Source organism: Caballeronia terrestris, assembly GCF_001544515.1.
In the GTDB taxonomy this organism is placed as follows: domain Bacteria; phylum Pseudomonadota; class Gammaproteobacteria; order Burkholderiales; family Burkholderiaceae; genus Caballeronia; species Caballeronia terrestris.
On sequence record NZ_FCOL02000007.1, the window covers coordinates 161842 to 175275 of the forward strand.

General features: G+C 62.9%; 11 protein-coding genes. All 11 read left to right on the top strand.

Annotation, left to right across the window (positions count from 1 at the left end):
- Positions 1–317: 317 nt before the first annotated feature.
- The 11 genes from AWB67_RS08930 to aspS all read left to right on the top strand — a co-directional run bounded on the left by AWB67_RS08930 (position 318) and on the right by aspS (position 13349).
- Positions 318–4373 (top strand): DUF3683 domain-containing protein, encoded by a 4056-nt coding sequence (locus AWB67_RS08930; RefSeq protein ID WP_087655872.1) that lies wholly within the window; start codon positions 318–320, stop codon positions 4371–4373.
- Between the two features lie 36 nt (positions 4374–4409).
- Positions 4410–4844 (top strand): HIT family protein, encoded by a 435-nt coding sequence (locus tag AWB67_RS08935; protein ID WP_087655873.1) that lies wholly within the window; start codon positions 4410–4412, stop codon positions 4842–4844.
- Between the two features lie 22 nt (positions 4845–4866).
- A complete protein-coding gene (locus AWB67_RS08940) occupies positions 4867–5277 on the top strand; it encodes a gamma-butyrobetaine hydroxylase family protein (RefSeq protein WP_087655874.1) in 411 nt (136 codons plus the stop codon).
- An 85-nt stretch (positions 5278–5362) separates the two neighbouring features.
- Positions 5363–6094: a bifunctional demethylmenaquinone methyltransferase/2-methoxy-6-polyprenyl-1,4-benzoquinol methylase UbiE gene (ubiE, locus tag AWB67_RS08945; RefSeq protein WP_087655875.1), complete on the top strand. Its 732-nt coding sequence runs from the start codon at positions 5363–5365 to the stop codon at positions 6092–6094.
- 27 nt (positions 6095–6121) lie between these two features.
- A complete protein-coding gene (locus AWB67_RS08950) occupies positions 6122–7120 on the top strand; it encodes a Tim44 domain-containing protein (protein WP_087655876.1) in 999 nt (332 codons plus the stop codon).
- A gap of 126 nt (positions 7121–7246) precedes the next feature.
- Positions 7247–7939, top strand: a complete 693-nt coding sequence (locus tag AWB67_RS08955; protein ID WP_087655877.1) for a ubiquinone biosynthesis accessory factor UbiJ — start codon at positions 7247–7249, stop codon at positions 7937–7939.
- 11 nt (positions 7940–7950) lie between these two features.
- A complete protein-coding gene (gene ubiB, locus AWB67_RS08960) occupies positions 7951–9528 on the top strand; it encodes a ubiquinone biosynthesis regulatory protein kinase UbiB (protein WP_087655878.1) in 1578 nt (525 codons plus the stop codon).
- 5 nt (positions 9529–9533) lie between these two features.
- Complete coding sequence (locus AWB67_RS08965; protein WP_087655879.1) at positions 9534–10145, top strand: methyltransferase domain-containing protein; 612 nt, start codon at positions 9534–9536, stop codon at positions 10143–10145.
- A gap of 146 nt (positions 10146–10291) precedes the next feature.
- Positions 10292–10675 carry an FmdB family zinc ribbon protein gene (locus AWB67_RS08970; protein ID WP_087655880.1) on the top strand — a complete coding sequence of 128 codons (384 nt, stop codon included), beginning with the start codon at positions 10292–10294 and terminating at the stop codon, positions 10673–10675.
- Positions 10676–10810: 135 nt separating this feature from the next.
- Positions 10811–11470, top strand: coding sequence for a DUF502 domain-containing protein (locus AWB67_RS08975; protein ID WP_087655881.1), 660 nt, complete (start codon positions 10811–10813; stop codon positions 11468–11470).
- 76 nt (positions 11471–11546) lie between these two features.
- Complete coding sequence (gene aspS / locus AWB67_RS08980; protein ID WP_087655882.1) at positions 11547–13349, top strand: aspartate--tRNA ligase; 1803 nt, start codon at positions 11547–11549, stop codon at positions 13347–13349.
- Positions 13350–13434: the final 85 nt, after the last annotated feature.

A 13434-nucleotide genomic window follows, 5' to 3' on the forward strand; every position in this document is an offset into this window, starting at 1 on the left:
CGCGATGGGTTAGAATTGTCTTTTCGAATCTGGATCGGAAGATGCAAGCGCAGCCTCGGATCGACTTTTTGACGCATGTCCCCCGCGAGTCTCATCCCGCGGCCGAGCGGCACGCGCGTCATGCGCGATCGTGGCGCTGATTCCGGGCACCTCGAAGGCACAGCGCGGCTCGCCGCGCGGTTGATGAAGCCGCTTATCAGTCCAGTGACCGGCTGCCTTCCCAAAAGAAAGTCTCACTCGAAAATTTGCGCCCCCACGCGCATCGCCGGGCATTGCGCCTTCCTTGACGCATGCGCCGGCCTACCGAACCGTCGAACATGAACGCACCCCAAGCCTTCGATCCGAATGGCGCCGCCGCCGCGGCGCTCGATCTCGAACCGCGCCTGCGCGAAATTCCCTATAACTACACATCGTTTTCCGACCGCGAAATCGTGATCCGGCTGCTCGGCGACGAAGCCTGGGCCGCGCTCGACGTGCTGCGCAGCGAACGCCGCACGGGCCGCTCGGCGCGCATGCTGTATGAAGTGCTTGGCGACATCTGGGTCGTGCGCCGCAATCCGTATCTGCAGGACGATTTGCTCGACAACCCGAAGCGTCGCGCGCTGCTCGTCGAGGCGCTGAATCACCGGCTGCATGAGATCGAAAAGCGTCGGAAGGACGATTTGTCGCTGCATGGAGATACGGCCGGCCACGACCGCGCGGCGCGCGTCGAAGTGCTGGTGTCGGCGGCGCGCCGCGCAGTCGACGACTTCGCCTCCGAGTTCGGCAAGATGGCCGAGCTACGCCGCAAGGCCGCGAAGGCGCTCGGCAAGCGCACGCAGAAGGACAACATCAAGTTCGACGGACTCTCGCGCGTCTCGCACGTCACCGATGCCACCGACTGGCGCGTCGAATATCCGTTCGTCGTGTTGACGCCGGACAGCGAAGAGGAAATCGCCGGGCTCATCAAGGCGTGCTTCGAACTCGGCCTCACCGTGATCCCGCGCGGCGGCGGCACCGGCTACACGGGCGGCGCGATCCCGCTCACGCCGTTCTCGGCTGTCATCAACACGGAAAAGCTCGAACAGCTCGGTCCAGTCGAAATGACCGATCTTCCCGGCGTCAGCGCCAAGGTCGCGACGATTTTCTCGGGCGCGGGCGTCGTCACGCGGCGCGTCACCGAAGCGGCCGAGCAGGCGGGCTTCGTTTTCGCCGTCGATCCGACTTCGCTCGATGCCTCGTGCGTCGGCGGCAACGTCGCGATGAACGCGGGCGGCAAGAAGGCCGTGCTGTGGGGCACGGCGCTCGACAACCTCGCCTGGTGGCGCATGGTCGACCCGGAAGGCAACTGGCTCGAAGTCACGCGGCTCGATCACAACCGCGGGAAGATCCACGACATCGAAGTGGCGCGCTTCCGCCTCGAATGGTTCGATGGCGCGCGCGCGCCGGGCGAAAAGCTCCTGCGCACGGAATCGCTCGATATCGCGGGCAAGACGTTCCGCAAGGAAGGGCTCGGCAAGGACGTGACGGATAAATTCCTGTCGGGCCTGCCGGGCGTGCAGAAAGAAGGCTGCGACGGGCTCATCACGTCCGCGCGCTGGATTTTGCACAAGATGCCCGCGCATACGCGCACCGTCTGTCTCGAATTCTTCGGCCAGGCGCGCGACGCGATTCCGAGCATCGTCGAGATCAAGGATTATCTTTTCGAGACGTCAAAGCAGGGCGGCGCGATCCTCGCGGGCCTCGAACACCTCGACGAACGCTATCTGCGCGCGGTCGGCTACGCGACCAAGAGCAAGCGCAACGCGTTTCCGAAGATGGTGCTGATCGGCGATATCGTCGGTGACGATGCCGATGCGGTCGCCATCGCCACGTCGGAAGTCGTGCGCATGGCGAACGGCAAGAGCGGCGAAGGTTTCGTCGCGGTGAACGCCGAGGCGCGCAAGCGCTTCTGGCTCGACCGCTCGCGCACGGCGGCGATCGCGAAGCACACGAACGCGTTCAAGATCAACGAAGACGTGGTGATCCCGCTCAACCGCATGGGCGAGTACACGGATGGCATCGAGCGCATCAACATCGAGCTGTCGATCAAGAACAAACTGCAACTCGTCGACGCGCTCGAAGCCTTTTTCAGGACGGGCAAGCTGCCGCTCGGCAAAAGCGATGACGCGAACGAAATCCCGAGCGCCGAACTGCTCGAAGACCGCGTGCAGCAGGCGCTCGATCTGCTAAAGCGCGTGAAGGCGCGCTGGACCTTCGTCGGCGACAAGCTCGATTTGTCCCTGCGCGAGGCGCAGCACTACATGGTCGGGCTCGGCTACGAGGCGCTGGCGGAAAAACTCGCCGATCGCGTCGATGCGCAGCCGGGCGCGACCGTGTTCAACGTCGCGCAGGACCGCACGGTGCGCATTTCGTGGAAGCAGGAAATCCGCGCGGAACTGCGCCAGATCTTCAACGGCGGCGAGTTCAAGCCGATCCTCGACGAAGCGCAGAACATCCACAAGCAGGTGCTGCGCGGACGCGTGTTCGTCGCGCTCCACATGCACGCGGGCGACGGCAACGTTCATACGAACATTCCCGTCAACTCCGACAATTACGAGATGCTGCAGGACGCGCATCACGCGGTCGCGCGGATCATGAAGCTCGCGCGCGCGCTCGACGGCGTGATTTCCGGCGAGCACGGCATCGGCATCACGAAGCTGGAGTTCCTGACGGAAGAGGAAATCGGCGATTTCCGCGCGTACAAGCAGCGCGTCGATCCGAACGGGCGTTTCAACGCGGGCAAGCTGCTCGCGGGCGCCGATCTGCGCAACGCGTACACGCCGAGCTTCGGCCTGATGGGTTACGAATCGCTGATCATGCAGCAGTCGGATATCGGCGCGATCTCCGATTCGATCAAGGACTGCCTGCGCTGCGGCAAGTGCAAGCCGGTGTGCGCGACGCACGTGCCGCGCGCGAACCTGCTCTACAGCCCGCGCAACAAGATTCTGGCCACGTCGCTTCTGGTCGAGGCGTTCCTGTATGAGGAGCAGACGCGCCGCGGCGTGTCGATCAAGCACTGGGACGAATTCAACGACGTCGCCGATCACTGCACCGTTTGTCACAAATGCGTGACGCCGTGCCCGGTGAAGATCGACTTCGGCGACGTCACCATGAACATGCGCAACCTGCTGCGCAAGATGGGCAAGAAGAAGTTCAATCCGGGCAACGCAGCCGGCATGTTCTTCCTCAACGCCACCAATCCGCAGACGATCAACGTCGCGCGCACCGCGATGATGGGTGTCGGCTACAAGGCGCAGCGGCTCGGCAACGACCTGCTGAAGAAGTTCGCGAAGAAGCAGACGGCGCATCCGCCGGCGACGGTCGGCAAGCCGCCGGTCGTGCAGCAGGTGATCCACTTCATGAACAAGAAGATGCCGGGCAACCTGCCGAAAAAGACGGCGCGCGCGCTGCTCGACATCGAGGACAACAAGATCGTCCCGATCATTCGCAATCCGAAGGCGACGACCGTCGATTCGGAAGCGGTGTTCTATTTCCCCGGCTGCGGTTCGGAGCGTCTGTTCTCGCAGGTCGGCCTCGCCACCCAGGCGATGCTCTGGGAAGCAGGCGTGCAGACGGTGCTGCCGCCGGGGTATCTGTGCTGCGGCTATCCGCAGCGCGGCTCCGGCCAGTTCGACAAGGCCGAGAAGATCGTCACCGACAATCGCGTGCTGTTCCATCGCGTCGCGAATACGCTGAACTATCTCGATATCAAGACGGTGGTCGTATCGTGCGGGACGTGCTACGACCAACTCGCGGGCTATGAATTCGAGAAGATCTTCCCGGGCTGCCGGATCATCGACATCCACGAATTTTTACTCGAAAAGAACATTCGGCTGGAAGGTGTGAAGGGCACGCGCTACATGTATCACGACCCGTGCCACTCGCCGATCAAGACGATGGACCCGGTCAAGCTCGTCAACGAACTGATGGGCTCGAAGAACGACGGCTACAAGATCGAGAAGAACGATCGATGCTGCGGCGAATCGGGCACGCTCGCCGTCACGCGGCCGGATATTTCGACGCAAGTGCGCTTTCGCAAGGAAGAAGAGATCCGCAAGGGCGCGGCGAAGCTGCGCGACATCCCGCTGGTCGCTGCTGCCGGCGCGAGCGGGATCGATCCGGCGGGATCAGTGTTGAAGGCCGGCGACGGCGCGCAGTCGAATGGTACCGAGGTCAAGATTCTCACGAGCTGCCCGTCCTGCCTGCAAGGTCTTTCGCGCTACAACGAGGACGCGAACATCGAAGCGGATTACATCGTTGTCGAAATCGCGCGGAAGGTGCTCGGCGAAAACTGGATGGCGGACTACGTCGCGCGCGCGAACGATGGCGGTATCGAGCGCGTGCTGGTGTAATAGCGAAATCGAGGTTCGTTTCGCCAGAGGTTGATGATGGATTGTGTGTTTTGCCGTGAAGACGGCGGTGAGGTTTTATGGTCGGACGACACGCTGCGTGTCGTCCTCGCCGACGAGGCCGACTGGCCCGGCCTGTGCCGCGTGATCTGGAATTCGCATGTCGGAGAGATGTCCGATCTCTCCGATCAGGCGCGTCTGCGCATCATGACGGCCGTGAACGGCGTCGAGCGCGCGATGCGGCGCATCCTCTCACCGGCGAAGGTGAATCTCGCGAGCCTCGGCAATCAGGTGCCGCACGTCCATTGGCACGTCATCCCGCGCCGCTCGAACGATTCGCGCTTTCCCCTGCCGATTTGGGCGCCGCGCCAGCGTTCGGTGCCAGAGGCGCAACTGTCGAAATGGCGCGCGCAGGCCACGCTTTTGCGCGAGGCCATCCGCACCGAGCTGAACCAGGCGTTCGGCCAGAACTAGACACCCACCACCAAGGCTCATCATGAGCGGACTGACAAAAGAGACGCCGATCCCGACCGGGATCGTCGTGCATTCCAAATCACGCGCGCTGGAACTGCAGTACGCGAACGATGAAAGCTACCGCGTTCCGTTCGAATTGCTTCGCGTGTATTCGCCGTCGGCGGAAGTGCAGGGCCACGGCCCGGGCCAGGAAACATTGCAGACCGGCAAGCGCGACGTCTCGCTGATCGGCGTCGATCCGGTCGGCCACTACGCGCTGCAACTCAATTTCTCCGATGGCCACAACACGGGCATCTATTCCTGGGACATCCTGTACGACCTGGCCGTGCGCCAGGACGAACTCTGGCGCGCGTACCTGGCCAAACTTGAAGCGGCGGGCGTCGACCGCGATGCGCCGATGGCGGCCAAGGCATCCGGCGGCCACTGTCATTGACCAGCGTAGCTGGCGCGGCGTTGTGCCGCACGAGGCCGCGTTCCGAGCGCGGGCAGACAACCAATAACAGGCGAGGACGAGCGCGATGAGCAAGACCCACTTCGGTTTCGAAACGGTCGACGAGCAGGAAAAAGCAAAAAAAGTGGCGGGCGTGTTTCACTCGGTCGCGAGCAACTACGACTTGATGAACGATCTGATGTCGGGCGGGCTGCATCGCGTGTGGAAGTTCTTCACGATCGGTCAGGCGAAAATACGGCCCGGCTACAAGGTGCTCGATCTGGCAGGCGGGACGGGCGATCTTGCGATGGCGTTCGCGAAACAGGCGGGGCCGTCGGGTGAGGTCTGGCACACGGATATTAACGAATCAATGCTGCGCGTCGGGCGCGACCGGCTGCTAAACAAGGGCGTGATCACCCCGGCGCTTCTATGTGACGCCGAGAATATTCCGTTCCCGAACAACTACTTTGATGTGGTGACGGTGGCGTTTGGTCTTCGTAATATGACGCACAAAGATGGTGCGTTAACGGAGATGCAGCGGGTTTTGAAGCCGGGAGGACGTCTGCTCGTATTAGAGTTTTCCAAGGTGTGGGACCCGTTGAAAAAGGCCTACGACGTGTACAGTTTTAAAGTTTTGCCGTGGCTTGGCGACAAGTTCGCGAAAGATGCAGATAGTTACAGGTATCTTGCGGAATCTATCCGCATGCATCCGGACCAGGAGACGCTCAAAACAATGATGGAACAAGCGGGCCTGGATCGAGTCGAATATTACAATTTGTCAGGTGGCGTGGTAGCTTTACACGTCGGGACCAAATTTTAGTGTTCCACTCTTTTTAAAGGATTCGAAATGTCCGATTCGCGCTCACCCCAGTCTCGGGGTTTCCTGAAGTCGATTTTCAGGAAAGCCGGGCTCCTGGCGCTGGCTGGCGTAATCATGGCCGGCGCCATCATTGCTGAAGACGCAGAGGCTAAACGCATGGGCGGCGGCCGCAGCATGGGCCGTCAGTCAGCCACCGCGACCCAGCAGAACCAGGCGACGCCGCCTTCCCAATCGATGCAGCAAGGTCAGGCCGCGCAGGCTCAGCGCGCCCAGCCGGCGCCCGCCGCCGCAGCCGCGGCGCAACCCGCGCGCAATCGCTGGCTCGGGCCGATCGCCGGTTTGGCCGCCGGTCTCGGCATCGCGGCGCTCCTGTCGCACTTTGGCCTCGGCGAAGCGTTTGCTGGCGCGATGGCGAACATGATCATCATCGGTTTGATCGTGCTGGCCGCCGTCATGCTGTTCCGCTTCATCATGAGGAAGCGCGCGGCTGCCAATCGGCCGGCGTACGCGAATGCGGGCGCGGGCGCGTCGCCGTTCGGCGGCACGGCTCGCACGGGGCTGAATCAGGAGCCGGGTTATACGGCGCCGTCCTCGGGTGGTTATCTGCCGCAAAACGCTGCAAGCACGCAGGACGTCGCGCCGCAACCAGTCGTGCCGGCCGGTTTCGATACCGACGCCTTCATCCGTAACGCGAAGGTCTACTTCGTGCGTCTGCAGGACGCGTGGGATCGCGGCAACACGAACGACATCCGTGAATTCACGACGCCGGAAATGTTTGCCGAAGTGAAAACCGACATCGACGCGCGCGGCAGCCAGCCGAATCGCACCGACGTCGTGCAACTCAACGCCGATATCCTGGGCGTCGAGGATCGCACGTCCGAGTATCTGGCGAGCGTGCGCTTCCACGGCCTGATCCGCGAGTCGGAAGGGGCGGCGGCGGAACCGTTCGTCGAGATCTGGAACCTGTCGAAGCAGAAGACGGGTAACGAAGGCTGGCTCCTCGCCGGCATCCAGCAGGTGAACTGAGCCTGATCACACGCATCGGCCGAATGGCCAGGCCGGCGAGACCGGCCGGCGGCGAGGCCGGTTGCGAAGGTAGAATAGAAACCCGCGCAAGCCACCGCTTGCGCGGGTTTTTTCATCTCACAGCCGATGACGCACGCAGACGAATCCGCCCGAACCGTTGCAAGTCCCACCGTCAAGACCGCGTCGAAAGCGTTTGCGGCCGCCGTGAATCATCTGCTCGCTCGTGAGTCCTGGGCCCGCGAGCGCTTCAAGCCCTACGCCGGCAAGACCGCCCGGCTCGTTTGCGCGCCGTTCGCGCTCTCGCTCGTCGTGCAGCCGGAGGGCCTGATCGCCGCCATCGACGAAACCGACGCCGGGCAATTCGACGTCACCATTTCCGTGCCGCCCGACGCTCTGCCGGTTTTTCTACAAGGCGGTCAGGCGGCGGTGATGAAGCACGTCAGGATTGAAGGCGACGCGGAATTCGCCACGACCATCGCGAAACTCGCCGAGCATTTGCGCTGGGAGCCGGAAGAAGACCTGTCGCGGCTGATCGGCGATGCGCCCGCGCACCGGATCGGCGCGGTCGCACGCACGGTGCACGAGCAGGCGCTGCGCACGGGGCGCAATCTGCTCGATTCCGTCGCCGAATATCTGCTCGACGAAAAGCCGCAACTCGTGCGACGCAGCGCGCTCGACGCATTCAACACAGAACTGTCGCGCGTCCGCGATGCGCTCGCGCGCGTGGAAAAGCGCGTCGAGCGAGTCGAACAAACAGCCGAAGCCCGTGGCGCGCTCGCGCCCGGCGCCGCCGCACTCCCGCGCGGCATGCGCAAGTAATGGGCTGAACCATGCGTTTTCTGCGTTTCCTGAAAATATTTTTCACGATTGTTCGCTTCGGGCTCGACGAACTGGTGCTGAGCGGCATCGACGATCGGCGCGTGCGCTTCTTGATGCGCATCACCACGTTCGGCCGCAAGTTCGAGATTCCGCGCGGCATTCGGCTGCGGCTCGCGCTGGAAAGCCTCGGGCCGATTTTCGTGAAGTTCGGGCAGGTGCTGTCGACGCGACGCGATCTGCTGCCCGTCGATATCGCCGACGAACTCGCGAAGCTGCAAGACCAGGTGCCCCCGTTCGATTCGGCGTTGGCCGTGGAGATCGTCGAAAAGTCGCTGGGCGCGCCGATCGACGTCCTTTTCGACGATTTCGAGCGCGTGCCGGTGGCGAGCGCATCGATCGCCCAGGTTCACTTCGCGAAAATCCGCACTGGCGTGCACGCGGGCAAGGACGTCGCGGTGAAGGTGCTGCGGCCCGGCATGCTGCCCGTCATAGATTCGGACTTGGCGCTCCTGCGCGATATCGCGATTTGGGCCGAGCGCTTGTGGGCGGACGGCCGGAGACTGAAGCCGCGCGAAGTCGTCGCGGAATTCGACAAATATCTGCACGACGAGCTCGACCTGATGCGCGAGGCGGCGAACGGCAGCCAGTTGCGCCGCAACTTCGCGGGGCTCGACCTGTTGCTCGTGCCCGAGATGTACTGGGACTTTTCCGCGCCGACGGTGCTGGTCATGGAACGGATGATCGGCGTGCCGATCAGTCAGATCGAAACGCTGCGCGGCGCAGGTGTGGATATTCCGAAGCTCGCGCGCGAAGGCGTTGAAATCTTCTTTACGCAAGTGTTTCGCGACGGTTTCTTCCACGCCGACATGCATCCGGGCAACATCCAGGTGAGCCTCGATCCGGCGCATTTCGGCCGCTATATCGCGCTTGACTTCGGAATCGTCGGCGCGTTGTCGGACTTCGATAAGAATTATCTGGCGCAAAACTTTCTTGCGTTCTTCAAGCGCGACTATCACCGGGTCGCGACGCTTCACCTGGAATCGGGATGGGTGCCGTCGAATACGCGCGTCGAGGAACTGGAGAGCGCGATTCGCGCCGTCTGCGAGCCGTACTTCGATCGCGCGCTGAAGGATATTTCACTCGGGCAGGTGCTGTTGCGGCTGTTTTCGACGTCGCGCCGTTTCAACGTCGAAATCCAGCCGCAGCTCGTGCTGCTGCAAAAGACGATGCTGAATGTCGAAGGGCTCGGCCGTTCGCTTGATCCGGAGCTCGATCTGTGGAAGACCGCGAAGCCTTATCTCGAGCGCTGGATGAACGAGCAGATCGGCTGGCGCGGCTGGTTTGAGCGCCTTCAGATGGAAGCGCCGCAGTGGAGCAAAACGCTGCCGCAGATGCCACGGCTGATCCATCACCTGCTCGCCGAACGCCACGACGTGCCGCGCCCCGGCAACGACGATCTGATGCGGATGATCCTTGTCGAGCAGAAGAAGACGAATCGGCTGCTGCAGGCGCTGCTGATCTTCGGGCTGGCGGTGGGGGCGGGCGTGCTGATCGCGCAGGTCTGGCTGACGGTCGCGTACGGCGGGTGAGGGCGATGAGCGATCCGTCGACGCCGCCGTTTGAATCACGCGATCCCAACTCGCCCGATTTCTGGGACGAGCGCTTCGATCACCAGTTCACGCCCTGGGACCAGGCAGGCGTACCGGAAGCGTTCCAGGCGTTCGCAGCGGGACTCACGCCGCGCAACGTGCTGATCCCAGGCTGCGGCAGCGCGTATGAAGCACTTTGGCTCGCGAACGCCGGCTGGCCCGTCCGCGCGATCGATTTTTCGCCGAGCGCGGTGGCGGTGGCGCGGGCCGAAATGGGCGTGCACGCGGGCATCGTCGAACAGGCGGATTTCTTCACCTACGAGCCGCCGTTCGCTATCGACTGGGTCTACGAGCGCGCGTTCTTCTGCGCGTTGCCGCCGGACCGCTGGCCGGATTATGTCGCGCGCATGGCCGCGCTGCTGCGCCCGGGCGCGCTCCTCGCCGGCTTCTTCTTCCTCGGCGCGTCGCCGAAGGGACCGCCGTTCGGCATCGGACGCGACGCGCTCGACGCCTTCCTGACTCCGCACTTCGAACTGGTCGACGAACACGCAGTGACAAATTCGATCCCCGTTTTCGCGGGACGCGAACATTGGCTGACCTGGCGCCGACGCGCCTGAATTATTGCCTTGAATTGCGCGCTAACGGCCCTCATTTAGGAGTTCGCCCGCTGGGGCCATCGGCCCGAAAATCGCGGGCCGGAAATGGTTTGCGGCTATAATTCAAGGCTTTGCAAGCGTCGACAGATAATTGTAGGAAGAGTGCCATGCCGATCTACGCGTACCGCTGCGAGTCCTGCGGCTTCGGAAAAGACGTGCTCCAGAAGCTGAGCGACGCGCCGCTCACCCAATGTCCCGAGTGCGGGAAGGCCACGTTCGCCAAGCAGGTGACCGCCGCCGGCTTCCAACTGAAAGGCTCCGGCTGGTACGTCACGGACTTCCGCGGCGGCAATAACGGCGGCAAGCCCGTCGCAGCCGAAACGCCGAAGTCCGATGATGCCGCTTCGAAGCCGGACACAGCGAGCGCACCGGCTGACGTTTCCAAGTCGGATGCTTCCAAATCGGATGCTTCCAAATCGGATGCGAAGTCGACCACGGCCGGCAGCACGACTGCGGCTCCCGCGAGCACGCCATCGTCTGGCAACGCGTAACGTTGTAAACGCGCGCCACCCGCCGGATCCGATCTGTCCGATCGCACGCAAGAAGACGACCGCTCATGCCTCGGCAAGGGCGGCAACCCTGCCAAACCGTGCCTCGAAAGCCGGGGCGGCCTTCCGGCTGTGTAAATGACGACCAAAAAGACTACGTTGAAATCCGTGTTCCTGACCGGCCTGCTCGTGCTGGTGCCGCTCGCCATCACCTTGTGGGTGCTGGGTCTTGTGATCGGGACCATGGACCAGACGCTCTTGCTGCTGCCGTTGTCATGGCAGCCCGAGCGGGTGTTCGGCTTCCATCTGCCGGGCCTGGGCGCGGTGCTGACGCTGGCGTTTATCTTCATCGTCGGGTTGCTGACGCAGAACTTCATCGGGCAGAAGCTCGTCGGATGGTGGGACGTAGTCGTGCGCCACATCCCGGTCGTCGGCCCGCTTTATACGAGCGTGAAGCAGGTCTCGGACACGCTGCTCTCGAGCAGCGGCAACGCCTTTCGCAAGGCGCTCCTGATCGAATATCCGAGAAAGGGTTCGTACACCATCGGTTTTCTGACTGGAATTCCCGGCGGTGACGTGCTCAACCATCTGAAGGAAGAGCACGTGAGCGTCTATGTGCCGACCACGCCGAACCCGACCTCGGGCTTTTTCCTGATGATGCCGAAAAGCGAAGTGATCGAACTCGACATGTCCGTCGATGCCGCCCTGAAGTACATCGTCTCGATGGGTGTGGTGGCGCCGAACGCGCCGCCCGCGCCGGTGGCCCCCGCGCGCCGCCCCACCGAGCCGCCGCTGTAATGCCGGCACGCGTTGCGAAAATCTGCATTTTCGCGCGCGCGCCGTTGATTAATGAAACAACGAAAGACACAACATCATGTCGATGCGATCTGAATACTGCGGTCTGGTGACCGAAGCCCTCCTGGGCCAAAACGTCTCGCTGTGCGGCTGGGTGCACCGCCGCCGCGACCACGGCGGCGTTATCTTCATCGACCTGCGCGATCGCGAAGGGCTTGTTCAGGTCGTCTGCGATCCGGATCGCGCCGACATGTTCAAGGTCGCCGAAGGCGTGCGCAACGAGTTCTGCGTACAGGTGAAGGGCGTCGTGCGCAGCCGTCCGGAAGGCACGGCGAACGCCGGCCTGACGAGCGGCAAGATCGAAGTGCTGTGCCATGAGCTGACCGTGCTGAACCCATCGGTCACGCCGCCGTTCCAGCTCGACGACGACAACCTCTCGGAAACCACGCGCCTCACGCATCGCGTGCTCGACCTGCGCCGCCCGCAGATGCAGCAGAACCTGCGTTTGCGCTATCGCGTCGCGATGGAAGTGCGCAAGTATCTCGACGCACAAGGTTTCATCGACATCGAAACGCCGATGCTCACCAAGAGCACGCCGGAAGGCGCGCGCGATTACCTCGTGCCGTCGCGTGTGAACGCCGGCCAGTTCTTCGCGCTGCCGCAATCGCCGCAACTCTTCAAGCAGCTCCTGATGGTCGCGAACTTCGATCGGTACTACCAGATCGTGAAGTGCTTCCGCGACGAAGACCTGCGCGCCGACCGTCAGCCCGAATTCACGCAGATCGACTGCGAAACGTCGTTCCTGAACGAACAGGAAATTCGCGATCTGTTCGAAGCGATGATCCGTCACGTTTTCAAGGAAACGATGAACGTGTCGCTCGCAGAGAAATTCCCGGTGATGCTGTACTCGGAAGCGATGCGCCGTTTCGGTTCGGACAAGCCCGACCTGCGCGTGAAGCTCGAATTCGCCGACTTGACGGACGCCGTGCGCGACGTCGACTTCAAGGTGTTCAGCACGCCGGCGAACTCGAAGGACGGCCGCGTTGCGGCGTTGCGCGTGCCGAAGGGCAGCGAGCTGTCGCGCGGCGACATCGACGGATATACGGAATTCGTGCGCATCTACGGCGCGAAGGGCCTCGCGTGGATCAAGGTCAACGACGTGTCGAAGGGCCGTGACGGCCTGCAAAGCCCGATCGTGAAGAACCTGCACGACGCGTCGATCGCGGCGATCCTCGAGCGCACCGGCGCGCAGAACGGCGACATCGTGTTCTTCGCGGCAGACCGCGCGAAGGTCGTGAACGACAGCCTCGGCGCGTTGCGTCTGAAGATCGGTCACTCGGAATTCGGCCGCGCGAACGAACTGTTCGAGCCGGGCTGGAAGCCGCTGTGGGTGACCGACTTCCCGATGTTCGAGTACGACGAGGAAGAAAACCGCTACGTGGCGGCGCACCACCCGTTCACGAGCCCGAAGGACGAGCACCTGGAATACCTCGAAACCGATCCGGGCCGCTGTCTCGCGAAGGCGTACGACATGGTCCTGAACGGCTGGGAAATCGGCGGCGGATCGGTCCGGATTTTCCAGGAAGACGTGCAGAGCAAGGTGTTCCGCGCGCTCAAAATCGGCGCGGAAGAAGCGCGCGCGAAGTTCGGCTTCCTGCTCGACGCGCTGCAGTACGGCGCGCCGCCGCACGGCGGGATCGCGTTCGGTCTGGACCGCATCGTCACGATGATGGCCGGCGCCGATTCGATCCGCGACGTGATCGCGTTTCCGAAGACGCAGCGCGCGCAGTGTCTGCTCACGCAGGCGCCAAGCGAAGTCGACGAGCGCCAGTTGCGCGAGTTGCATATCCGCCTGCGCCAGCCGGAACCGAAGGTGCAGTGAATCTGAAGTAAGCAAGTCATGCGAAAAGGGCGCCGAGTGCGCCTTTTTCGTTTTTTGGGTTACAGTCGTTTGCCGTATTAAAAAG

Excerpts from the sequence above, each read along its gene's own strand:
- AWB67_RS08930 (WP_087655872.1), top strand. The coding sequence starts at position 318 with ATGAACGCACCCCAAGCCTTCGATCCGAATGGCGCCGCCGCCGCGGCG.
- AWB67_RS08935 (WP_087655873.1), top strand. The coding sequence starts at position 4,410 with ATGGATTGTGTGTTTTGCCGTGAAGACGGCGGTGAGGTTTTATGGTCG.
- AWB67_RS08940 (WP_087655874.1), top strand. The coding sequence starts at position 4,867 with ATGAGCGGACTGACAAAAGAGACGCCGATCCCGACCGGGATCGTCGTG.
- ubiE (WP_087655875.1), top strand. The coding sequence starts at position 5,363 with ATGAGCAAGACCCACTTCGGTTTCGAAACGGTCGACGAGCAGGAAAAA.
- AWB67_RS08950 (WP_087655876.1), top strand. The coding sequence starts at position 6,122 with ATGTCCGATTCGCGCTCACCCCAGTCTCGGGGTTTCCTGAAGTCGATT.
- AWB67_RS08955 (WP_087655877.1), top strand. The coding sequence starts at position 7,247 with ATGACGCACGCAGACGAATCCGCCCGAACCGTTGCAAGTCCCACCGTC.
- ubiB (WP_087655878.1), top strand. The coding sequence starts at position 7,951 with ATGCGTTTTCTGCGTTTCCTGAAAATATTTTTCACGATTGTTCGCTTC.
- AWB67_RS08965 (WP_087655879.1), top strand. The coding sequence starts at position 9,534 with ATGAGCGATCCGTCGACGCCGCCGTTTGAATCACGCGATCCCAACTCG.
- AWB67_RS08970 (WP_087655880.1), top strand. The coding sequence starts at position 10,292 with ATGCCGATCTACGCGTACCGCTGCGAGTCCTGCGGCTTCGGAAAAGAC.
- AWB67_RS08975 (WP_087655881.1), top strand. The coding sequence starts at position 10,811 with ATGACGACCAAAAAGACTACGTTGAAATCCGTGTTCCTGACCGGCCTG.
- aspS (WP_087655882.1), top strand. The coding sequence starts at position 11,547 with ATGTCGATGCGATCTGAATACTGCGGTCTGGTGACCGAAGCCCTCCTG.